Source organism: Cupriavidus sp. 01L415 (assembly GCF_056400065.1).
The window spans coordinates 49,218-65,124 of sequence record NZ_JBFTSP010000001.1 but is presented as its reverse complement, the minus strand read 5'-3'; the positions used below and the strand labels follow the sequence as shown (position 1 = coordinate 65,124).

Below are 15,907 nucleotides of genomic sequence, written 5' to 3'. Positions count from 1 at the left end.
GCTTGCCGTTTCGCCGGCAGGGCGCAAATGCCGGGACGGCGCGCGTGCCCGGTCGATCACTCTAAGCCTGCCGAATGCATTCTCCGCTGGAACTGACCCTGATGCTGCTGGCCGCCGCCGTGCTCGGCGTGGTGGCCTTCCGCATGCTGCAGCTGCCGCCCATGCTAGGCTACCTGGCGGTTGGCATCCTGATCGGTCCCCACGCCCTCGGCCTGGCCAGCGATTCGGGGCAGACCAAGTACCTGGCCGAATTCGGCGTCGTCTTCCTGATGTTCTCGATCGGGCTGGAATTCAGCCTGAGCAAGCTGCGCGCCATGCGGCGGCTGGTGTTCGGGCTGGGCGGGTCCCAGGTCGTGCTGTCGATGCTGGTCGTGATCCCCGCCAGCTGGCTGTTCAACTGGCTCTTCCCGCTGTCCTGGCAGGCGTCGGTGGCGCTGGGCGGCGCGCTGGCCATGTCGTCGACGGCCATCGTGTCGAAGATGCTGTCCGAGCGGATGGAGCTGGAAAGCGAACACGGCCGCAACATCATCAGCGTGCTGCTGTTCCAGGATCTGGCCGTGGTGCCGCTGCTGATCGTCATCCCGGCGTTGTCGCGCGATCCCGCGGATCTGGCCGCGGCGCTCGGGCTGGCCACGGTCAAGATCGTGGTGGCCCTGGGCGCGATCTTCTTCCTGGGCCAGAGGCTGATGAGCCGCTGGTTCCACGTGGTGGCGGCGCGCCGGTCGCAGGAGCTGTTCATGCTCAACCTGCTGCTGGTGACGCTGGGCATGGCCGCGCTGACCGAACGGCTGGGCCTGTCGATGGCACTGGGCGCGTTCATGGCCGGCATGCTGATCTCGGAGACGCCCTACCGCCATCAGGTGGAGGAGGACATCAAGCCGTTCCGCGACGTGCTGCTGGGGCTGTTTTTCGTCACCATCGGCATGTTGCTGAATATCCGCGTGGTGCTGGACCACATCTGGCTGGTGCTGGGCCTGCTGGCGGTGCCGATTCTGTTCAAGCTGGTGCTGATCACGGGGCTGGCGCGGCTGTTCGGCTCGCGCCAGGGGGTGGCCATCCGCACGGGCCTGGGGCTGGCGCAGGCCGGCGAATTCGGCTTCGTGCTGCTGAACCAGATCGACGGCATGGGTCTGGTGGACCCGGTGCTGATCCAGGTGATCCTGGCCTCGATGCTGTTGTCGATGCTGGCGGCGCCGTTCCTGATCCAGTACAGCGATGCCATCGTGCTGCGCTTTGCCGCCAACGAATGGCTGATGCAGTCGCTGAACATGACGCGGATCGCCGCGCAGAGCCTGCAGACGGAAAAGCACGCCATCATTTGCGGCTTCGGCCGCAGCGGGCAGAACCTGGCGCATATGCTGGAGCGCGAGGGCATCACCTATGTGGCGCTGGATCTTGATCCGGACCGCGTGCGGGAGGCCGCTGCCGCAGGCGACACCGTCGTGTACGGCGATGCGGGCCGGCGCGAGGCGCTGATCGCCGCCGGTATCCATCGCGCGGCCGCACTGGTGGTGACGTACGCCAATACGCCGTCCGCGCTCAAGGTGCTGCGCCACGTGCAGGAGCTGGCGCCGGCGCTGCCGGTGATCGTCCGCACGGTGGACGATTCCGAGCTCGACACCCTCCAGAAGGCCGGCGCCACCGAGGTGGTGCCGGAAATCATCGAAGGCAGCCTGATGCTGGCCTCTCATGCGCTGGTGCTGCTGGGCGTGCCGATGCGGCGCGTGGTGCGTGGCGTGCAGCAGGCGCGTGACGCGCGCTACAGCCTGCTGCGCGGCTACTTCCACGGGCGCGACGACGAGGAAGACATGGTCGAGCGCGACACGGTGCGGCTGCATTCGGTGTCGCTGGGGCCGGAACACACGGCGGTGGGGCGCCGGCTGGGCGCGCTGGGGCTGGACCGGATCGGCGTGGAGGTGACGGCGGTGCGCCGGCGCGGCATCCGGGCCTTCGATCCCCAGCCGGAAACGGTGCTGGAACCCGGCGACATCATCGTGCTGCGCGGTACCCCCGAAGCGCTGGAGTCCGCCGAGGAACGGCTGATCCGGGATTAGCGCGCGGCCGCGGCGTCCGCCTTGCGTGGTGATGCGGTGGTGCGGCGGCTGCCAGCGTCGGCCTCCACCCACGACGGCGGCAGACTGTCCAGCACGGCGCGCGCGTCCAGCGAGCGGAGCGGCACGGACGTATCGGCGGGAATCCGGCCTTCGCCCTGCAGCAGCAGGTAGCGCAGACAGCACACGCGCAGGAACGACGAGAAATTGGCCGACAGCGACGCCTCGCCGCGGTGCTCGGCCAGTTCGTCATGCAGCCGGGTCAGCAACTGGTTGACGCTCATGGCGTCGCGCTGGGCCAGCTCTTCCAGGACTTCCCAGAACAGGCTTTCCAGGCGGATGCTGGTCGCCACGCCGTGCAGGCGCAGCGACCGCGACTGGGTCTGGTACGAATCCGGATTGGCCCGGATGAAGATCTCACACATGCGAAGCCCCCGTGCGGCGGTGCCGCGTTCGGAAGTCTCTACTGTACGATCCGCGTCCCGAGCACGGCAAGGAACTGTGCCAGCCAGGCAGGATGGGCGGGCCAGGCCGGTGCCGTGACGAGGTTGCCGTCGGTGTGTGCCTGGTCGACCGGGATGTCGGCGTACTTGCCGCCCGCCAGCCGGACTTCCGGCGCGCAGGCGGGGTAGGCGGAGCAGGTGCGGCCTTCCAGGACTTCCGCCGCGGCCAGCAATTGTGCGCCATGACAGACGGCGGCAATCGGCTTGTCGGCCGTGGCGAAGTGCCGCACGATCTCGATGACGCGCGCGTTCAGCCGCAGGTATTCGGGCGCACGGCCGCCGGGGATGACGAGTGCGTCATACGCTGCGGGATCGACGTCCGCGAAGGTGGCGTTGAGCGTGAAGTTGTGGCCGCGCTTTTCGGTATAGGTCTGGTCGCCTTCGAAGTCGTGGATGGCCGTGGCACAGGCATCGCCTGCCTTCTTGTCGGGGCAGACCGCATGGACGGTGTGACCCACCATCTGCAGTGCCTGGAATGGCACCATGGTCTCGTAGTCCTCTGCAAAGTCGCCTACCAGCATCAGAATCTTCTTTGCCATCGCTGTCTCCTGTATGGTTACGGATGTCCGGGGCCCGTTGGGCCGGCCGGATCATTGTGCGGCGGCCTGACGCGGCACGGGTGGTAGCCCGTTACCGCAGGCGATTCGCAAAGCCGATGCGCGCAGCCGCTGCCGCACGGCACACAAGCCGCGCGGTTGTGACCCATAATGCGGGCCGGCGCGCGTCCCGGCGCTGGCCCTTGCCGTGCGTCCGCCGGCGCGATTACTTATTCCACGTATTTCCCCATGGCAGATTCCATCATCCAGTCCCCCGATCTTGGCGACGTCACCGGTTACCTGCGCGACCGCATCCGCACCGTGCCGGACTGGCCCCAGGCGGGCGTGATGTTCCGCGACATCACGCCGCTGCTGCAGAGCCCCAAGACGCTGCGCGTGCTGATCGACGTTTTTGTGCACCGCTACATGGATCAGCGGCTGGACCTCGTGGCCGGCATCGACGCGCGCGGCTTCATCCTCGGCTCGATCATCGCGTACGAGCTGAACCTGGGCTTTGTGCCGATCCGCAAGAAGGGAAAGCTGCCGTTCCAGACCGTGGCCGAGGAATACGAGCTCGAGTACGGCAGCGCCACGGTGGAAATCCACGCCGACGCCTGCAAGCCGGGCGACCGCGTGCTGCTGATCGATGACCTGATTGCCACCGGCGGCACCATGATGGCCGGCCGCAAGCTGCTGGAGCGCCTGGGCGCGACGGTGGTGGAGGGCGCCGCGATCGTCGATCTTCCCGAGCTGGGTGGCTCGAAGCTGCTGCAACGGAGCGGCCTGCCGCTGTTCACCGTCTGCAATTTCGAAGGCCACTAAGAGATCGTTTCAAAAGATCCTGGCGTCGTTGCGCGGCCTGGCCGTACTAGACAGAATGTATTGACCTGCCGCACGCCTAGCCAGGACCGCTTCGCTTCATTTTGAAACGATCTCCAAGAGGCACGGCCAAGAAGACCGCGCGGCGTCTTCTCGATACCCCGCCAAGGCCTTCTGCCTCGCGCGCATCCGCGCGCTTTCCCTACAGCTTCCGCCCGCCGATGCCGATGAATCCAGCACGCGGCGCGGCGGCTGTTGCCTGCACGCGGCGCGGCGGCTGTTGCCTGCACGCGCCAGCGCTGGGCCGTCCATTGCCCCACGGGGGGTGGGGGCGCATAATGCCTCATTGACAACAACACGATGACCGGGCGGCGCCTCCGTTGTTCCATGTCGGCACCGGTCACAACAAGGACGCACGATGGGCGTACTCCTTCATCTGCTTTCCGGCGTGGCGCTCCTGGTCTGGGGCACCAACATCGTCAAGGTCGGCATCCTGCGCGTGTACGGCGCCAATCTTCGGCACGTGCTTTCCGTCAGCGTTTCCAATCGCTTCACCGCCTTCGTCGCCGGACTGGGTGTGACCGGCCTCGTCCAGAGCAGCAATGCCACCGCCGTGATCGTCAGCTCGTTCGTGGGCCAGGGCCTGATCGCGGTGGCACCCGCGCTTGCCATCATGTTGGGCGCCAACGTGGGCACCGCGGTGATGGTGCAGGTGTTCTCGCTGGATTTGTCCTGGCTGTCGCCGTTGCTGATCTTCGTCGGCGTGATCTTCCATCTGTCGTGGAAGGGCAGCAAGGCGGGCCACGTGGGCCGCGTACTGATCGGGCTGGGCCTGATCACGCTGGCGCTGGAGCTGATCTCGATCGCCACGCGCCCCGTGGTGCAGGCCGCCGGCGTGAAGGTGCTGTTCAGCACGCTGACCGGCGATGCCGCGCTCGACATGCTGATCGGCGCATTCCTGACCATCCTTTGCTATTCGAGTCTGGCCGTGGTGCTGTTCTGCGGCGCGCTGGCGTCCGCGGGCGTGGTGTCGATCCACGTGGCGATGGCGCTGGTGCTTGGCGCCAACCTGGGCTCGGGCATCTCGGCGCTCCTGACCACGTCCGGCAACAACCAGCCGGGCAAGCGCGTGACGATGGGCAACCTGCTGTCGCGGCTGCTGGGTTGCGTGATCGCGCTGCCGCTGCTGACGCGGGCGGAGGAGCTGCTGGCGCTCGCCGATGCGGACCCGCAGCGCCTGATCGTCAATTTCCACCTCTTGTTCAACGTGGCGCTGGCCATCCTGCTGCTGGGCGCCACCGGGCCGATGGCGCGTGTCTGCGAGGCGATCCTGCCGGGCCGCAACACCGGCGACAGCCAGGTGACGCCGCGCCACCTGGACCCCGCCGCGCTGCCCACGCCCACGCTGGCGCTGGCCAATGCGGCGCGCGAGGTGCTGCGCATCGGCGACCGCGTCGAGCAGATGCTGGACAACATGCTGCGTGTGCTGCGCACCAACGACGTCAAGCTGGCCAATGCCACCTGCCGGATCGACAACGAGGTGGACGATCTCTACACCGCCATCAAGCTGTACCTGACGCGCATCAGCACCGAGGCCCTGGACGAGCGCGACGGCCAGCGCTGGACCGAAATCATCTCGCTGACGATCAACCTGGAGCATGCGGGCGACCTGATCGAGCGGATCGTGCTGGATGCCAAGGAAAAGAAGATTGCCCACAACCTGGCCTTCTCGGAGGCAGGCATGCAGGAGATCGCCGAGATGCACGGGCGGCTGGTGGCCAACCTGCGGCTGGGCTTGTCGGTGTTCCTGACCGGCGACCTCCGCAGCGCGCAGCAGCTGATGGCGGAAAAGGCCAACTTCCGCGACCTGGAGCGCAAGTACGCGCGCACCCATCTGCAGCGCGTGGCGATCCAGACGACGGAGAGCATCGAGACCAGTTCGCTGCACCTGGACGTGATCAGTGAACTCAAGCGGCTGAATTCGCTGTTCTGCGCCACGGCGTATCCGGTGCTGGAGCAGGCGGGGATGATGAACCGAAGCCGGATGAAGGAAGACGAGCCGCCAAAGGTGGCCGACGTGCCGGAGGCGCAGGCGCAGGCACGCTGAGGGGCTTTCTCTCCCGCGCTGCCGCTTGCCGTACACGCAGTACGGCAAGCGCGTGCGGCAAATCCGGCATCGACGCCGGATTTGCCGTGATCGTGCCGGTCAGGCCCGCTTCAGCAGCGGCGCCAGGTATTTCCCGGTAAAGCTGGCCTTGCTGCTGGCCACCGTCTCCGGCGTGCCCTTCGCAATGACCTGCCCGCCGCCCGCACCGCCCTCCGGACCCATGTCCAGCAGCCAGTCCGCCGTCTTGATGACGTCCAGGTTGTGCTCGATGATCACGACGGTGTTGCCCTGGTCGCGCAGCTTGTGGATGACCTTGAGCAGCAGTTCGATATCGTGGAAGTGCAGGCCCGTGGTCGGCTCGTCCAGGATGTAGAGCGTGCGCCCCGTGTCGCGCTTGGACAGTTCCAGCGACAGCTTGACGCGTTGCGCTTCGCCGCCGGACAACGTCGTGGCCGACTGCCCTAGTCGGATATAGCCCAGGCCCACATCCAGCAGCGTCTGCAGCTTGCGGCGCACCACCGGCACCGCGCTGAAGAACTCGTGCGCCTGCTCGACGGTCAGGTCCAGCACCTCGGAGATGCTCTTGCCCTTGTATTGCACCTCCAGGGTCTCGCGGTTGTAGCGCTGGCCGTGGCAGACATCGCACGGCACATAGACATCCGGCAGGAAGTGCATCTCCACCTTGATCACGCCATCGCCCTGGCAGGACTCGCAGCGGCCGCCCTTGACGTTGAACGAGAAACGGCCCGGATCGTAGCCGCGCTCCTTGGCCGACGGCACGCCGGCAAACAGTTCGCGAATCGGCGTGAACAGCCCCGTGTAGGTTGCGGGGTTCGATCGCGGTGTGCGGCCGATCGGGCTCTGGTCGACGTTGATGACCTTGTCGAAGTGCTCGAGGCCCTCGATGCGGTCGTGCGCGGCCGGTTCCGCCGTGGAGCCGTACAGGTGTCGCGCCACAGCGTGATAGAGCGTGTCGTTGATCAGCGTCGACTTGCCCGACCCGGACACGCCCGTGATGCAGGTCAGCAGGCCCACCGGAATGTCTGCCGTGACGTTGCGCAGGTTGTTGCCGGTTGCGTTGACGATGCGCAGCAGGCGTTCCTCGTCAGGCTCGGCGCGCGTCTTCGGCACCTCGATGCGCCGCTTGCCGGACAGGTACTGGCCCGTCAGCGATGCCACGGCGTCCTCGATCTGGTCCGGCGTGCCTTCGGCCACGATCATGCCGCCATGCACACCCGCGCCGGGGCCGATGTCGACCACGTAGTCGCACGCCCGGATCATGTCTTCGTCGTGCTCCACCACCAGCACCGAGTTGCCGATGTCGCGCAGGTGCTTGAGCGTGCCGATCAGCCGGTCGTTGTCGCGCTGGTGCAGGCCGATCGACGGCTCGTCCAGCACGTACATCACGCCGGTCAGGCCTGAGCCGATCTGGGACGCCAGCCGGATCCGCTGCGCCTCGCCGCCCGAGAGCGTATCGGCGCTGCGCTCCAGCGACAGGTAGTCCAGCCCGACGTTGTTCAGGAAATTCAGCCGTGCGGTGATTTCCTTGACGATCTTGTCGGCGATCTCGCGCTTGGCGCCGTGCAGGTTCAGCGTCAGGAAGTAGGTCAGTGCGTCGCGCAGCGGCCAGCCGTTGATCTCGTAGATCGCACGCGCCTGGTCGTCCTCGCCCACCTTGACGTGGCGCGCTTCCGTTCGCAGCCGCGTGCCATGGCAGACCGGGCAGGGCTGGTTGTTCTGGTACTTGGCCAGTTCCTCGCGCACGGCCACCGAATCGGTTTCACGGTAGCGGCGCTCCAGGTTGGGGATGATCCCTTCGAACACGTGCGCGCGCACCGTGGTGCGGCCTTTTTCGTTGATATAGGTGAACGGAATCTCTTCCTCGCCGGACCCGTGCAGCACTACCTGCTGAACATTGGGCGGCAGATCCTCGAACGACGTTTCCGTGTCGAAGTCGTAGAACGCCGCCAGGCTTTGCAGCATCTGGAAGTAGAACTGGTTGCGGCGATCCCACCCCTTGATGGCGCCGGAAGCCAGCGAGAGATTCGGGAAGGCCACCACGCGCTTCGGATCGAAGAACGTGATCTGGCCCAGGCCGTCGCAACTCGGGCAGGCGCCCATCGGGTTGTTGAACGAAAACAGCCGCGGCTCCAGCTCCTGCAGCGAGTACGAGCAGATCGGGCAGGCAAAGCGCGAGCTGAACACATGCTCGCGGCCGGTATCCATTTCCAGCGCGATGGCGCGGCCGTCGGCCAGGCGCAGCGCGGTTTCGAACGATTCCGCCAGGCGCTGCTTGATGTCCGCCCGCACCTTGACGCGGTCCACCACCACCTCGATGGTGTGCTTCTCGGTCTTCTTCAGCTTGGGCAGGGCGTCGACCTCATAGACCTTGGCCTCCGCCTCGTGCGCCGTACCACCACCCGAGCGGATGCGGAAGCGCACGAAACCCTGCGCCTGCATCGAATCGAACAGGTCAGAATGCTCGCCCTTGCGGTCGGACACCACCGGCGCCAGGATCATCAGCTTGGTGTCCTCGGGCATCGCCAGCGCCGCATCCACCATCTGGGCCACGCTCTGGGCCTGCAGGGCGAGGTTGTGGTCGGGGCAGTGGGGCGTGCCGGCGCGGGCAAACAGCAGGCGCAGGTAGTCGTGGATTTCGGTCACCGTGCCCACGGTGGAGCGCGGGTTGTGGCTGGTGGCCTTCTGCTCGATGGAAATGGCGGGAGACAGGCCCTCGATCAGGTCGACGTCGGGCTTTTCCATCAGTTGCAGGAATTGCCGGGCGTAGGCGGAGAGGGACTCCACATAGCGGCGCTGGCCCTCCGCGTAGAGGGTATCGAACGCCAGCGACGACTTGCCGGAACCGGACAGGCCCGTGATGACGATGAGCTTGTTGCGCGGCAGGTCGAGATTGATGTTCTTCAGGTTGTGGGTTCGCGCCCCACGGATCTTGATTTCTTCCATATACCGATAGTTCGCCCAGCCAGGCCGCCAATGCCGCCGGATGGCAGACAGGTCGGTCTCACGGAAATGTCAAAGTGCCTAAAGCAACGCCTGCGGCGCCCAAAAAACGGGCGCAAGCCCTGCCGCCCCACGCACTTTGGGGGTGGCCGACTGCGGCCACGTGACCCGGGAAGCGCGGGGAGCAAACCTGCTAATATACCGAACTTCGGTTTCCGGGGTTGCCCGGCGCAAGGCGGGTAGAAGACAACGTCCCCGCGGGTCCCGTGAGCGTTGCATCGGCGCCCGTCAGTGCACCGTCAGTGCCCCGCGCGGCATGCCGCCCGCAGGCAACTTCCCGGCGCCAGGACGATCGAAGCTCCCGTCGCTCACGCCATCCCGGCCTGGCGGCACCTTGTTTGCCCCAGGGCCGACCGCGCCAGAATTCCATTCACGACCGCAATGCCGTCGATCCCTTCTTCCCAACAGCCCGCGACCATCGCCGACGAGCCCGCCAAGACGGAAGCCGTGCGCGACCGCATGACCAAAAGCGAGTTGCGTGCCAGTCTCTCGCTGGCCAGCATCTTTGCCCTGCGCATGCTGGGCCTGTTCCTGATCCTGCCGGTATTCGCCGAATACGCGCGCGGCCTGCCCGACGGGCACGATGCCCAGCGCATCGGCATCGCCATGGGCATCTATGGGCTGATGCAGGCGTTCCTGCACATCCCGCTGGGCTGGCTCTCCGACCGCATCGGGCGCAAGCCGGTCATGGTGGGCGGGCTGCTGCTGTTCGTGGCGGGCGCGTTGATCGCCGCGTTCTCCGACACGCTGACCGGCATCACCGTCGGCCGCGCGCTACAGGGCATGGGCGCCATTTCGGCGGCCATCACGGCGTGCATTGCCGACCTGACGCGCGAACGGCATCGCACCAAGGCCATGGCGATGGTGGGCGGCAGCATCGGGCTGACCTTTGCCCTGTCGCTCGTGATCGCGTCGCCGCTGCTGCACAGCATTGGCATGCCGGGCATCTTTGGCCTGATGGCCGTGCTGGGCGTGCTCGCCATCGGCGTGACACTGTTCCTGGTGCCCGCGCCGCCGCCGCCGCATCCCGTGCAGATGCCGTTCCGCAAGGTTCTGCTTAACGGCGACCTGGCCCGCCTGAATGTCGGCGTGCTGGCGCTGCATGCCAGCCAGGTCGCCATGTTCATGGTGGTGCCCGCCATGCTGAAGGACGCCGGCATGCCGCTGGACCAGCACTGGAAGGTCTACCTGCCGGTGGTGCTGGTGTCGTTCGTTCTCATGCTGGGGCCGATGATGGCCGCCGAGCGCTACGGTCGCGTGCGCCCGGTGCTGCTGGCGTCCGTGGCGCTGATGACCGCGGTCCAGCTCCTGTTTGCCGTCGTGCACGGCCTCTGGCCGATTGTCGGCGTGCTGCTGCTGTTTTTCGTGGCGTTCAACGTGCTGGAGGCCATGCAGCCGTCGCTGGTATCGCGTTACGCGGCATCCGGCCGGGGCGCCGCACTGGGGATCTACAACACCACGCAGGCCATGGGGCTGTTCCTGGGCGGCGTGGTAGGCGGCTGGCTGCTCAAGCACGAAGGCCGGAGCGCCGTGTTCGTCGGCTGCGCGGCCGTGTTGATGGTCTGGCTTATAATCGCGTGGAGCATGAAGGCGCCGCCGGCCCGTGCGGGCACGGGCAACAACGGTGGCGCTTCGGCAGTGGCGGGTTAGACACAGTTTGTGGCGTATCCGTAGCAGCCCGAAACGCTTTTTCGTCTTATCGGGGTTAGCATGAGCACGCGCCCGACCGGGGGTCCGGAGGGCGCGTGATGTCGTTTACGTGAAGTGTCGCTTACCTGAAGCGTGGCGCCGATCGGTGATCGCCAGCAGGTGACGCCAACAAGCAAAGCGGTGAAGCGGTGAAGCAGGTGACGCGCTGAAGTGGATTGCGCATCCCTGCCGGTCATCCTTGACGAACAACCCACAGCAAATTCAGTATTGCCGCGCAACTGCCGCCGGACGGGGCGCGGTCCTTGGAGAACATTTACATGGCATCGGTCAACAAAGTCATTCTCGTCGGTAACCTGGGCGCCGACCCGGAAACCCGCTACATGCCCAGCGGCGATGCCGTGACCAACATCCGGCTGGCGACGACTGACCGCTACAAGGACAAGCAGTCCGGCGAGTTCAAGGAAGCGACCGAATGGCACCGTATTGCCTTCTTCGGCAAGCTGGCAGAGATCGCCGGCCAGTACCTGAAGAAGGGTTCGTCGGTCTACATCGAGGGCCGCATCCGCACGCGCAAGTGGCAGGACCAGTCGGGCCAGGAAAAGTACAGCACCGAAATCGTTGCGGACCAGATGCAGATGCTGGGTGGCCGTGGCGCGGGTGGCGGTGGTGAAGAAGGCAGCTTCGGCGGTGGTGGCGGTGGCTACAGCCGCGAGGCGCAGGGCGGTGCCGGTGGTGGCGGCTACGGCGGTGGTGCAAGCCGTGGCCAGGGCGGTGGCGCCCAGCAAGCCGGCGGTCAGCAGGGCGGCCAGCGCCGCCAGCCGCAAGCCCCGTCGAACGGGTTTGAGGATATGGATGACGATATCCCGTTCTAGGACCTACCGATCCTTATTTTGTTGAGTTTTGCCCTGAAGCCCGCTTGCTGCGGGCTTTTTTACGTCTGATCTGTAAATTTTCTTCTTGCATGTTTGCCGGTTTCTTTCCACCTTGAAGCATTGTAAGGTATCTGTGGGGCGGTGGCATGTACTCTCTGACTCACCCGCAGGTGGGGGACGACTCCGTCCGAATTCGGTTCATCAAGTTCTCTGATGGGGAACGGATCCCCTTACTGGTCGACAGCTGCGGCGTCCCCGTCTATCTGCCCACGCTATTTGTCACCACCCAGATCCGCAACGCCAGCAAGGCACCGAACACCATGCTGGCCGCGCTCCATGCGTTGCGGTTGCTGTACCGCTGGACGGCAGCGCAATCCATCGATCTCCAGGAGCGGTTTGAGGCGCAGAAGTTTCTGACCGATTCGGAGACCGAGTCTCTTCGGGCGTTTGCCCAGACACGAAGCGTTAACGACGGGCGCGCAACTCGCAAGCTCACTGGGCTGCCGCGTCGTACCGAAGGGGCGCGCATGTCACACGCCGCCAATCCACCTGCACGGATCAGCACGAGCGCGCATTACATTCGTCTGAGCTATATCGCCCAGTACGTGCATTGGTTGGGAAACTATCTTCTCGATCATTCTTGCGCTGATGAGGGAGGGCGCGCTTCTTTGGCGCGACTGGTGGCTCGCATTGAGATGAGCCGACCCCGCGTTCGCCGTGGAAGCAGTTTCACGGCGCGCCGATCTTTGGATGCCGCGGCGCAACAGAGGCTTGAGGAACTGGTCCGCCCGTCATTCGCTGGCAATCCGTTTACCCCCGCGCTGCGCACGCGCAATGCCTTGATCGTTAGCCTGCTCAGCGAACTGGGTATGCGCGCCGGCGAGCTGCTGGCCCTCAAGGTGCAAGACTTCGACCTGCAGGCCAATGAGGTAATCATCGCGCGTCGCCACGACGATCCGGAGGATCCCCGCCCGCATCAGCCCGTCGCGAAGACGCTGGACAGACGACTCCCTCTTTCACCGGCCCTGTCCAAGGCCGTCTACGAATACGTGTTGCATGACCGTAGCAGGCTACGGCGGGCTAAGCGCCATGACTTTCTGATCGTGACACATCAGCCTGGGCCGCATGAAGGATCGCCAATGTCGATCAAAGGCTTGGAGAAGGTCTTCGCACTGCTGAGGCGTGCAGAACCGAGCCTGATCGACTTGACGCCTCACGTATTGCGCCACACCTGGAACGAGCGCTTCTCCGCACGCATGGACGCCAGCAACACGCCCGTCGCAGACGAAGAGAAGATGCGTTCGTATTGGATGGGATGGCGCGAAGCCTCTGGCAGCGCCAGCACCTACTTGCGCCGACACACGGAACAGTTGGCCAAGCGCGCATCTTTGAAACTTCAGACCGCGAAGAAGGGTGGAGGCGGACGCCGTGAACCGTAGCGTTGCATATGGGCGTGACAACGCCAAGCGCGCCATTTCTAGGAACGGCCTGGAGTTTTGCCCGTCCGACGACCATTGGCACTTGTCGCGCGACGTAAATCTTTCGCTGCGATGGATCGAGGAAGAAACGGGCGAGCCAATCTGCACAAGCCTGCGCAAGGTGCTAATGCACTATGCTGTGACCGCCTCTGCAGCACATACTAATAATCTCGCTTGGCGTATGGCGGGATTCGTGCGATTCGTCAATAGTTCCTCATCGGGGGCGATGCGACGGATACGTACGCAAGATTTGATCTCCTATCGTGCTACGTTGGACCGCGCCCATGAGTGGTACATGGCCGTCATCTCGGGCGCGTTGAAAACTTGGTTCAAGTTGGGCTACTCAGGCATAGAGAATGGGGTCATAGCACTGCTTGGCGAGTGGCGATTCCGAGGGAACATAAAGGGCGAAGCAATCGCACTGAGTTGCCCGTTCAAGGGGGCGTTATCGGAACTCGAGTACGAAGCGTTGCTAGCGGGGCTGGATCGAAGCCATGAATCTGGAACGATTTGCCTGTCCGAGTACGTATTTACAAGATTAATGATTGCCACCGGCAGGCGTCCAGCGCAAGTGGGTGACCTCAAAGTGCGCGACTTCATTTGCGTGGCAGGGGAGTCGGGCGAACGGGAATACGTACTGAATGTGCCTAGGCGAAAGCAGCGCGGGGCCGATTGGCGCAGCGAATTCAAGCCTTGCGCGCTGACTGCAGATCTTGGAGAGGCGTTGCAGCAATGGTTGGATGAACAGCGAGTACTGTTGATCCAGAGAGTTCCTGTACTTCGCCAGTGCCCCGACTTGATCGAAGATATGCCGATGTTTCCGAAATGGGCGGATATCGACAAAATCGGGCGTGAATCGGCGGTCGCTGTCGGGCAGATCCTGCAATCAGAGACATTGCACATGGAGACCGCTGCGCTTAAACGTTGCTTAGCCCGTATCGCTGAGACCTCGCAAGTACGCTCGGAGCGAACGGGGACGTCGCTACGCGTATTCCCCACACGTCTTCGTCGCACGTTGGGCACACGCGCAGCGAGGGAAGGCTACGGGGAATTGGTGATCGCCGAGCTGTTGGATCATTCAGACACACTGAATGTGAGGGTCTACGTCGAGAATGTGCCGGAGCATGTCGACGCGATCAATGCTGCCGTGGCGATGCAACTGGCACCAATGGCCCAAGCGTTTGCGGGCATCCTGGTCGATCGCGAGAGCGCGGCGGTGCGCGGCGATGACCTGTCCAGTCGCGTGAGGACCAATGACGGACATGGCGTGGGGACCTGTGGACACTACGGATTCTGTGGTGCCCTCGCGCCCATTGCGTGTTACACCTGTCAGCACTTTCAACCGTGGTTGGATGGTCCACACTGCGAGGTATTGGCGTGGCTTGAGGCTGATCGCGCCCGGGTTAGTCAACTGACGGGTGACAACACAATTGCCTCGGTGACGGATCGCACGATGGTAGCCGTCGCCCAGGTCATTCGGCTTTGTGACGAACGAAAGGCTAGCGCGAGAGTGAAAGGCGCGCTATGACGATAGTTCATTTCATGCCCCGCAGCCGAACCAAGGCTGAGTCCAATCTCAAGGACTTCATCCACTATTGCCGTCATGAGCTTACGGTGCTAGGGCGGGATCTGGACTGGGACAGTCATGTGTGGTCTGCGGCAGGGGTAACATTCGGAAACGTCGATCAGCGCACGGGGAAGTTGGACGATAGGCTGGTACTGAGGGCCCCCTTCGTCGACTTCGCAAAGGCCTATTGTCGGTACCATGAGGGGCTGCGGCCCAAGTCGGCGGTGCGGAAGGCGTTTGCACTCAGATGTCTGGAGCGCGCCTTACTCGACTGCACCGGGACAGCTACGTTGGCACGGGCGGACATTGCGACCTTTGATCGCGCTGCTGTCATTGCACGGGAATACTACTCCAAGGGCTTCGCGTACATGGTCGGCAGGGAGCTCCGACTGCTCGCAGCCTTCCTGACCTCGATGCGGTTTGTGCAGCAGTCGATAGATTGGAAGAATGCGATCGCCCGTCCGAATAGCACCGTGCGAACTGGTGCTAAGGCAAAGGCGCTAAGGGATCGTCGGCTTCCGGAGCAGGAGGCGCTCGAGGCCATGGCCGCCATCTTCGCGTCGAATCCTACGCACCCTCGCGATATATTCAGTTCCAGCGTGGCAGCCATGTTGCTCTGCGCGCCCTGTCGCATTTCGGAATTGTTGTCTCTGCGCGCTGACTGCGAGGTCTGGGAAGAAAAGAAAGATGGTATGCGCGCATACGGATGGCGATTTCAGCCGGGAAAAGGCGCATCTGCGGGGATCAAGTGGATTCCGTCCGCAATGGAGAACATTGCGCGTGAGGCGCTTGCGAGGATACGGCACGTGACAGAGGCAGCGCGTCGCCTGGCGGTATGGCTGGAGGACGAGCCCGATCGATTTTTCCGACACGAATGTTGTCCTAGCGTGAACGAATGCCAGCCGCTGAACGGCAAGGAACTGCTCGACGCCCTTGGTCTCGGCAGCCGATCCCCCCGGGGCACATTCTTGACCTGGCTGGGCTTGTCGAGGGCCGAAGGTGCGCATACGCTGTACGATCTGAATAGATGGGCGCACGAGAGACTGCCAGAGAGCTTCCCATTTCGCGACGTCGGCCGGGGCATCAGATGCAGAGAGGCGCTATTCATATTCCTCAGGGGGCAGTTACGCACGGACTGCAAATGCCCCAGTGCGATCGAGCTGTCATGGCCAAGCTCAGACGTGTTTAACAATGACTTGGGAGACTGCCGGCAAGTGCAACGTCAATCGATCTTTGAGCGCCATGGCTATCGAAGGTCCGATGGGTCTCGTGGATTCAATGGGTCGATGCAACACTAGACACT

11 protein-coding genes are annotated in these 15,907 nt (G+C 64.2%); 8 read left to right on the top strand and 3 right to left on the bottom strand.

From position 1 onward, the window contains the following. Positions 1-74: 74 nt before the first annotated feature. Complete coding sequence (locus AC1DOX_RS00250; RefSeq protein ID WP_441623574.1) at positions 75-2,054, top strand: monovalent cation:proton antiporter family protein; 1,980 nt, start codon at positions 75-77, stop codon at positions 2,052-2,054. Here AC1DOX_RS00250 and AC1DOX_RS00245 read toward each other — a convergent pair. After that, entirely contained in the window at positions 2,051-2,476 is a 426-nt protein-coding gene (locus tag AC1DOX_RS00245; RefSeq protein WP_441623572.1) for a ribbon-helix-helix domain-containing protein, read from the bottom strand. The genes AC1DOX_RS00250 and AC1DOX_RS00245 overlap by 4 nt on opposite strands. A 38-nt stretch (positions 2,477-2,514) precedes the next feature. Beyond that, positions 2,515-3,093, bottom strand: coding sequence for a DJ-1/PfpI family protein (locus AC1DOX_RS00240; protein WP_441623570.1), 579 nt, complete (start codon positions 3,091-3,093; stop codon positions 2,515-2,517). A gap of 246 nt (positions 3,094-3,339) precedes the next feature. Between AC1DOX_RS00240 and AC1DOX_RS00235 the strand changes: the two genes are divergently transcribed. Next, positions 3,340-3,912 carry an adenine phosphoribosyltransferase gene (locus AC1DOX_RS00235; RefSeq protein WP_092135827.1) on the top strand — a complete coding sequence of 191 codons (573 nt, stop codon included), beginning with the start codon at positions 3,340-3,342 and terminating at the stop codon, positions 3,910-3,912. A gap of 415 nt (positions 3,913-4,327) precedes the next feature. After that, positions 4,328-6,016 carry a Na/Pi cotransporter family protein gene (locus AC1DOX_RS00230; protein ID WP_441623568.1) on the top strand — a complete coding sequence of 563 codons (1,689 nt, stop codon included), beginning with the start codon at positions 4,328-4,330 and terminating at the stop codon, positions 6,014-6,016. A gap of 99 nt (positions 6,017-6,115) precedes the next feature. On the opposite strand, the gene uvrA is transcribed toward AC1DOX_RS00230, so the two are convergent. Next, positions 6,116-8,980, bottom strand: coding sequence for an excinuclease ABC subunit UvrA (uvrA, locus tag AC1DOX_RS00225; protein WP_441623566.1), 2,865 nt, complete (start codon positions 8,978-8,980; stop codon positions 6,116-6,118). 438 nt (positions 8,981-9,418) lie between these two features. Between uvrA and AC1DOX_RS00220 the strand changes: the two genes are divergently transcribed. The 5 genes from AC1DOX_RS00220 to AC1DOX_RS00200 all read left to right on the top strand — a co-directional run bounded on the left by AC1DOX_RS00220 (position 9,419) and on the right by AC1DOX_RS00200 (position 15,902). After that, positions 9,419-10,687, top strand: coding sequence for an MFS transporter (locus AC1DOX_RS00220; protein WP_441623564.1), 1,269 nt, complete (start codon positions 9,419-9,421; stop codon positions 10,685-10,687). 317 nt (positions 10,688-11,004) lie between these two features. Beyond that, positions 11,005-11,559: a single-stranded DNA-binding protein gene (locus tag AC1DOX_RS00215; protein WP_092135834.1), complete on the top strand. Its 555-nt coding sequence runs from the start codon at positions 11,005-11,007 to the stop codon at positions 11,557-11,559. A 146-nt stretch (positions 11,560-11,705) separates the two neighbouring features. Then, entirely contained in the window at positions 11,706-12,998 is a 1,293-nt protein-coding gene (locus tag AC1DOX_RS00210; protein WP_441623561.1) for a site-specific integrase, read from the top strand. After that, positions 12,988-14,565, top strand: a complete 1,578-nt coding sequence (locus tag AC1DOX_RS00205) for a site-specific integrase (RefSeq protein ID WP_441623559.1) — start codon at positions 12,988-12,990, stop codon at positions 14,563-14,565. Before AC1DOX_RS00210 ends, AC1DOX_RS00205 begins: the two co-directional genes overlap by 11 nt. A gap of 14 nt (positions 14,566-14,579) precedes the next feature. Next, positions 14,580-15,902 (top strand): hypothetical protein, encoded by a 1,323-nt coding sequence (locus tag AC1DOX_RS00200; RefSeq protein WP_441623557.1) that lies wholly within the window; start codon positions 14,580-14,582, stop codon positions 15,900-15,902. The last annotated feature ends 5 nt before the right edge of the window (positions 15,903-15,907 follow it).

Coding starts and splice junctions, on each gene's coding strand:
- AC1DOX_RS00215 (WP_092135834.1), top strand. CDS start 11,005: ATGGCATCGGTCAACAAAGTCATTCTCGTCGGTAACCTGGGCGCCGAC.
- AC1DOX_RS00250 (WP_441623574.1), top strand. CDS start 75: ATGCATTCTCCGCTGGAACTGACCCTGATGCTGCTGGCCGCCGCCGTG.
- AC1DOX_RS00210 (WP_441623561.1), top strand. CDS start 11,706: ATGTACTCTCTGACTCACCCGCAGGTGGGGGACGACTCCGTCCGAATT.
- uvrA (WP_441623566.1), bottom strand. CDS start 8,980: ATGGAAGAAATCAAGATCCGTGGGGCGCGAACCCACAACCTGAAGAAC.
- AC1DOX_RS00235 (WP_092135827.1), top strand. CDS start 3,340: ATGGCAGATTCCATCATCCAGTCCCCCGATCTTGGCGACGTCACCGGT.
- AC1DOX_RS00220 (WP_441623564.1), top strand. CDS start 9,419: ATGCCGTCGATCCCTTCTTCCCAACAGCCCGCGACCATCGCCGACGAG.
- AC1DOX_RS00240 (WP_441623570.1), bottom strand. CDS start 3,093: ATGGCAAAGAAGATTCTGATGCTGGTAGGCGACTTTGCAGAGGACTAC.
- AC1DOX_RS00230 (WP_441623568.1), top strand. CDS start 4,328: ATGGGCGTACTCCTTCATCTGCTTTCCGGCGTGGCGCTCCTGGTCTGG.
- AC1DOX_RS00245 (WP_441623572.1), bottom strand. CDS start 2,476: ATGTGTGAGATCTTCATCCGGGCCAATCCGGATTCGTACCAGACCCAG.
- AC1DOX_RS00200 (WP_441623557.1), top strand. CDS start 14,580: ATGCCCCGCAGCCGAACCAAGGCTGAGTCCAATCTCAAGGACTTCATC.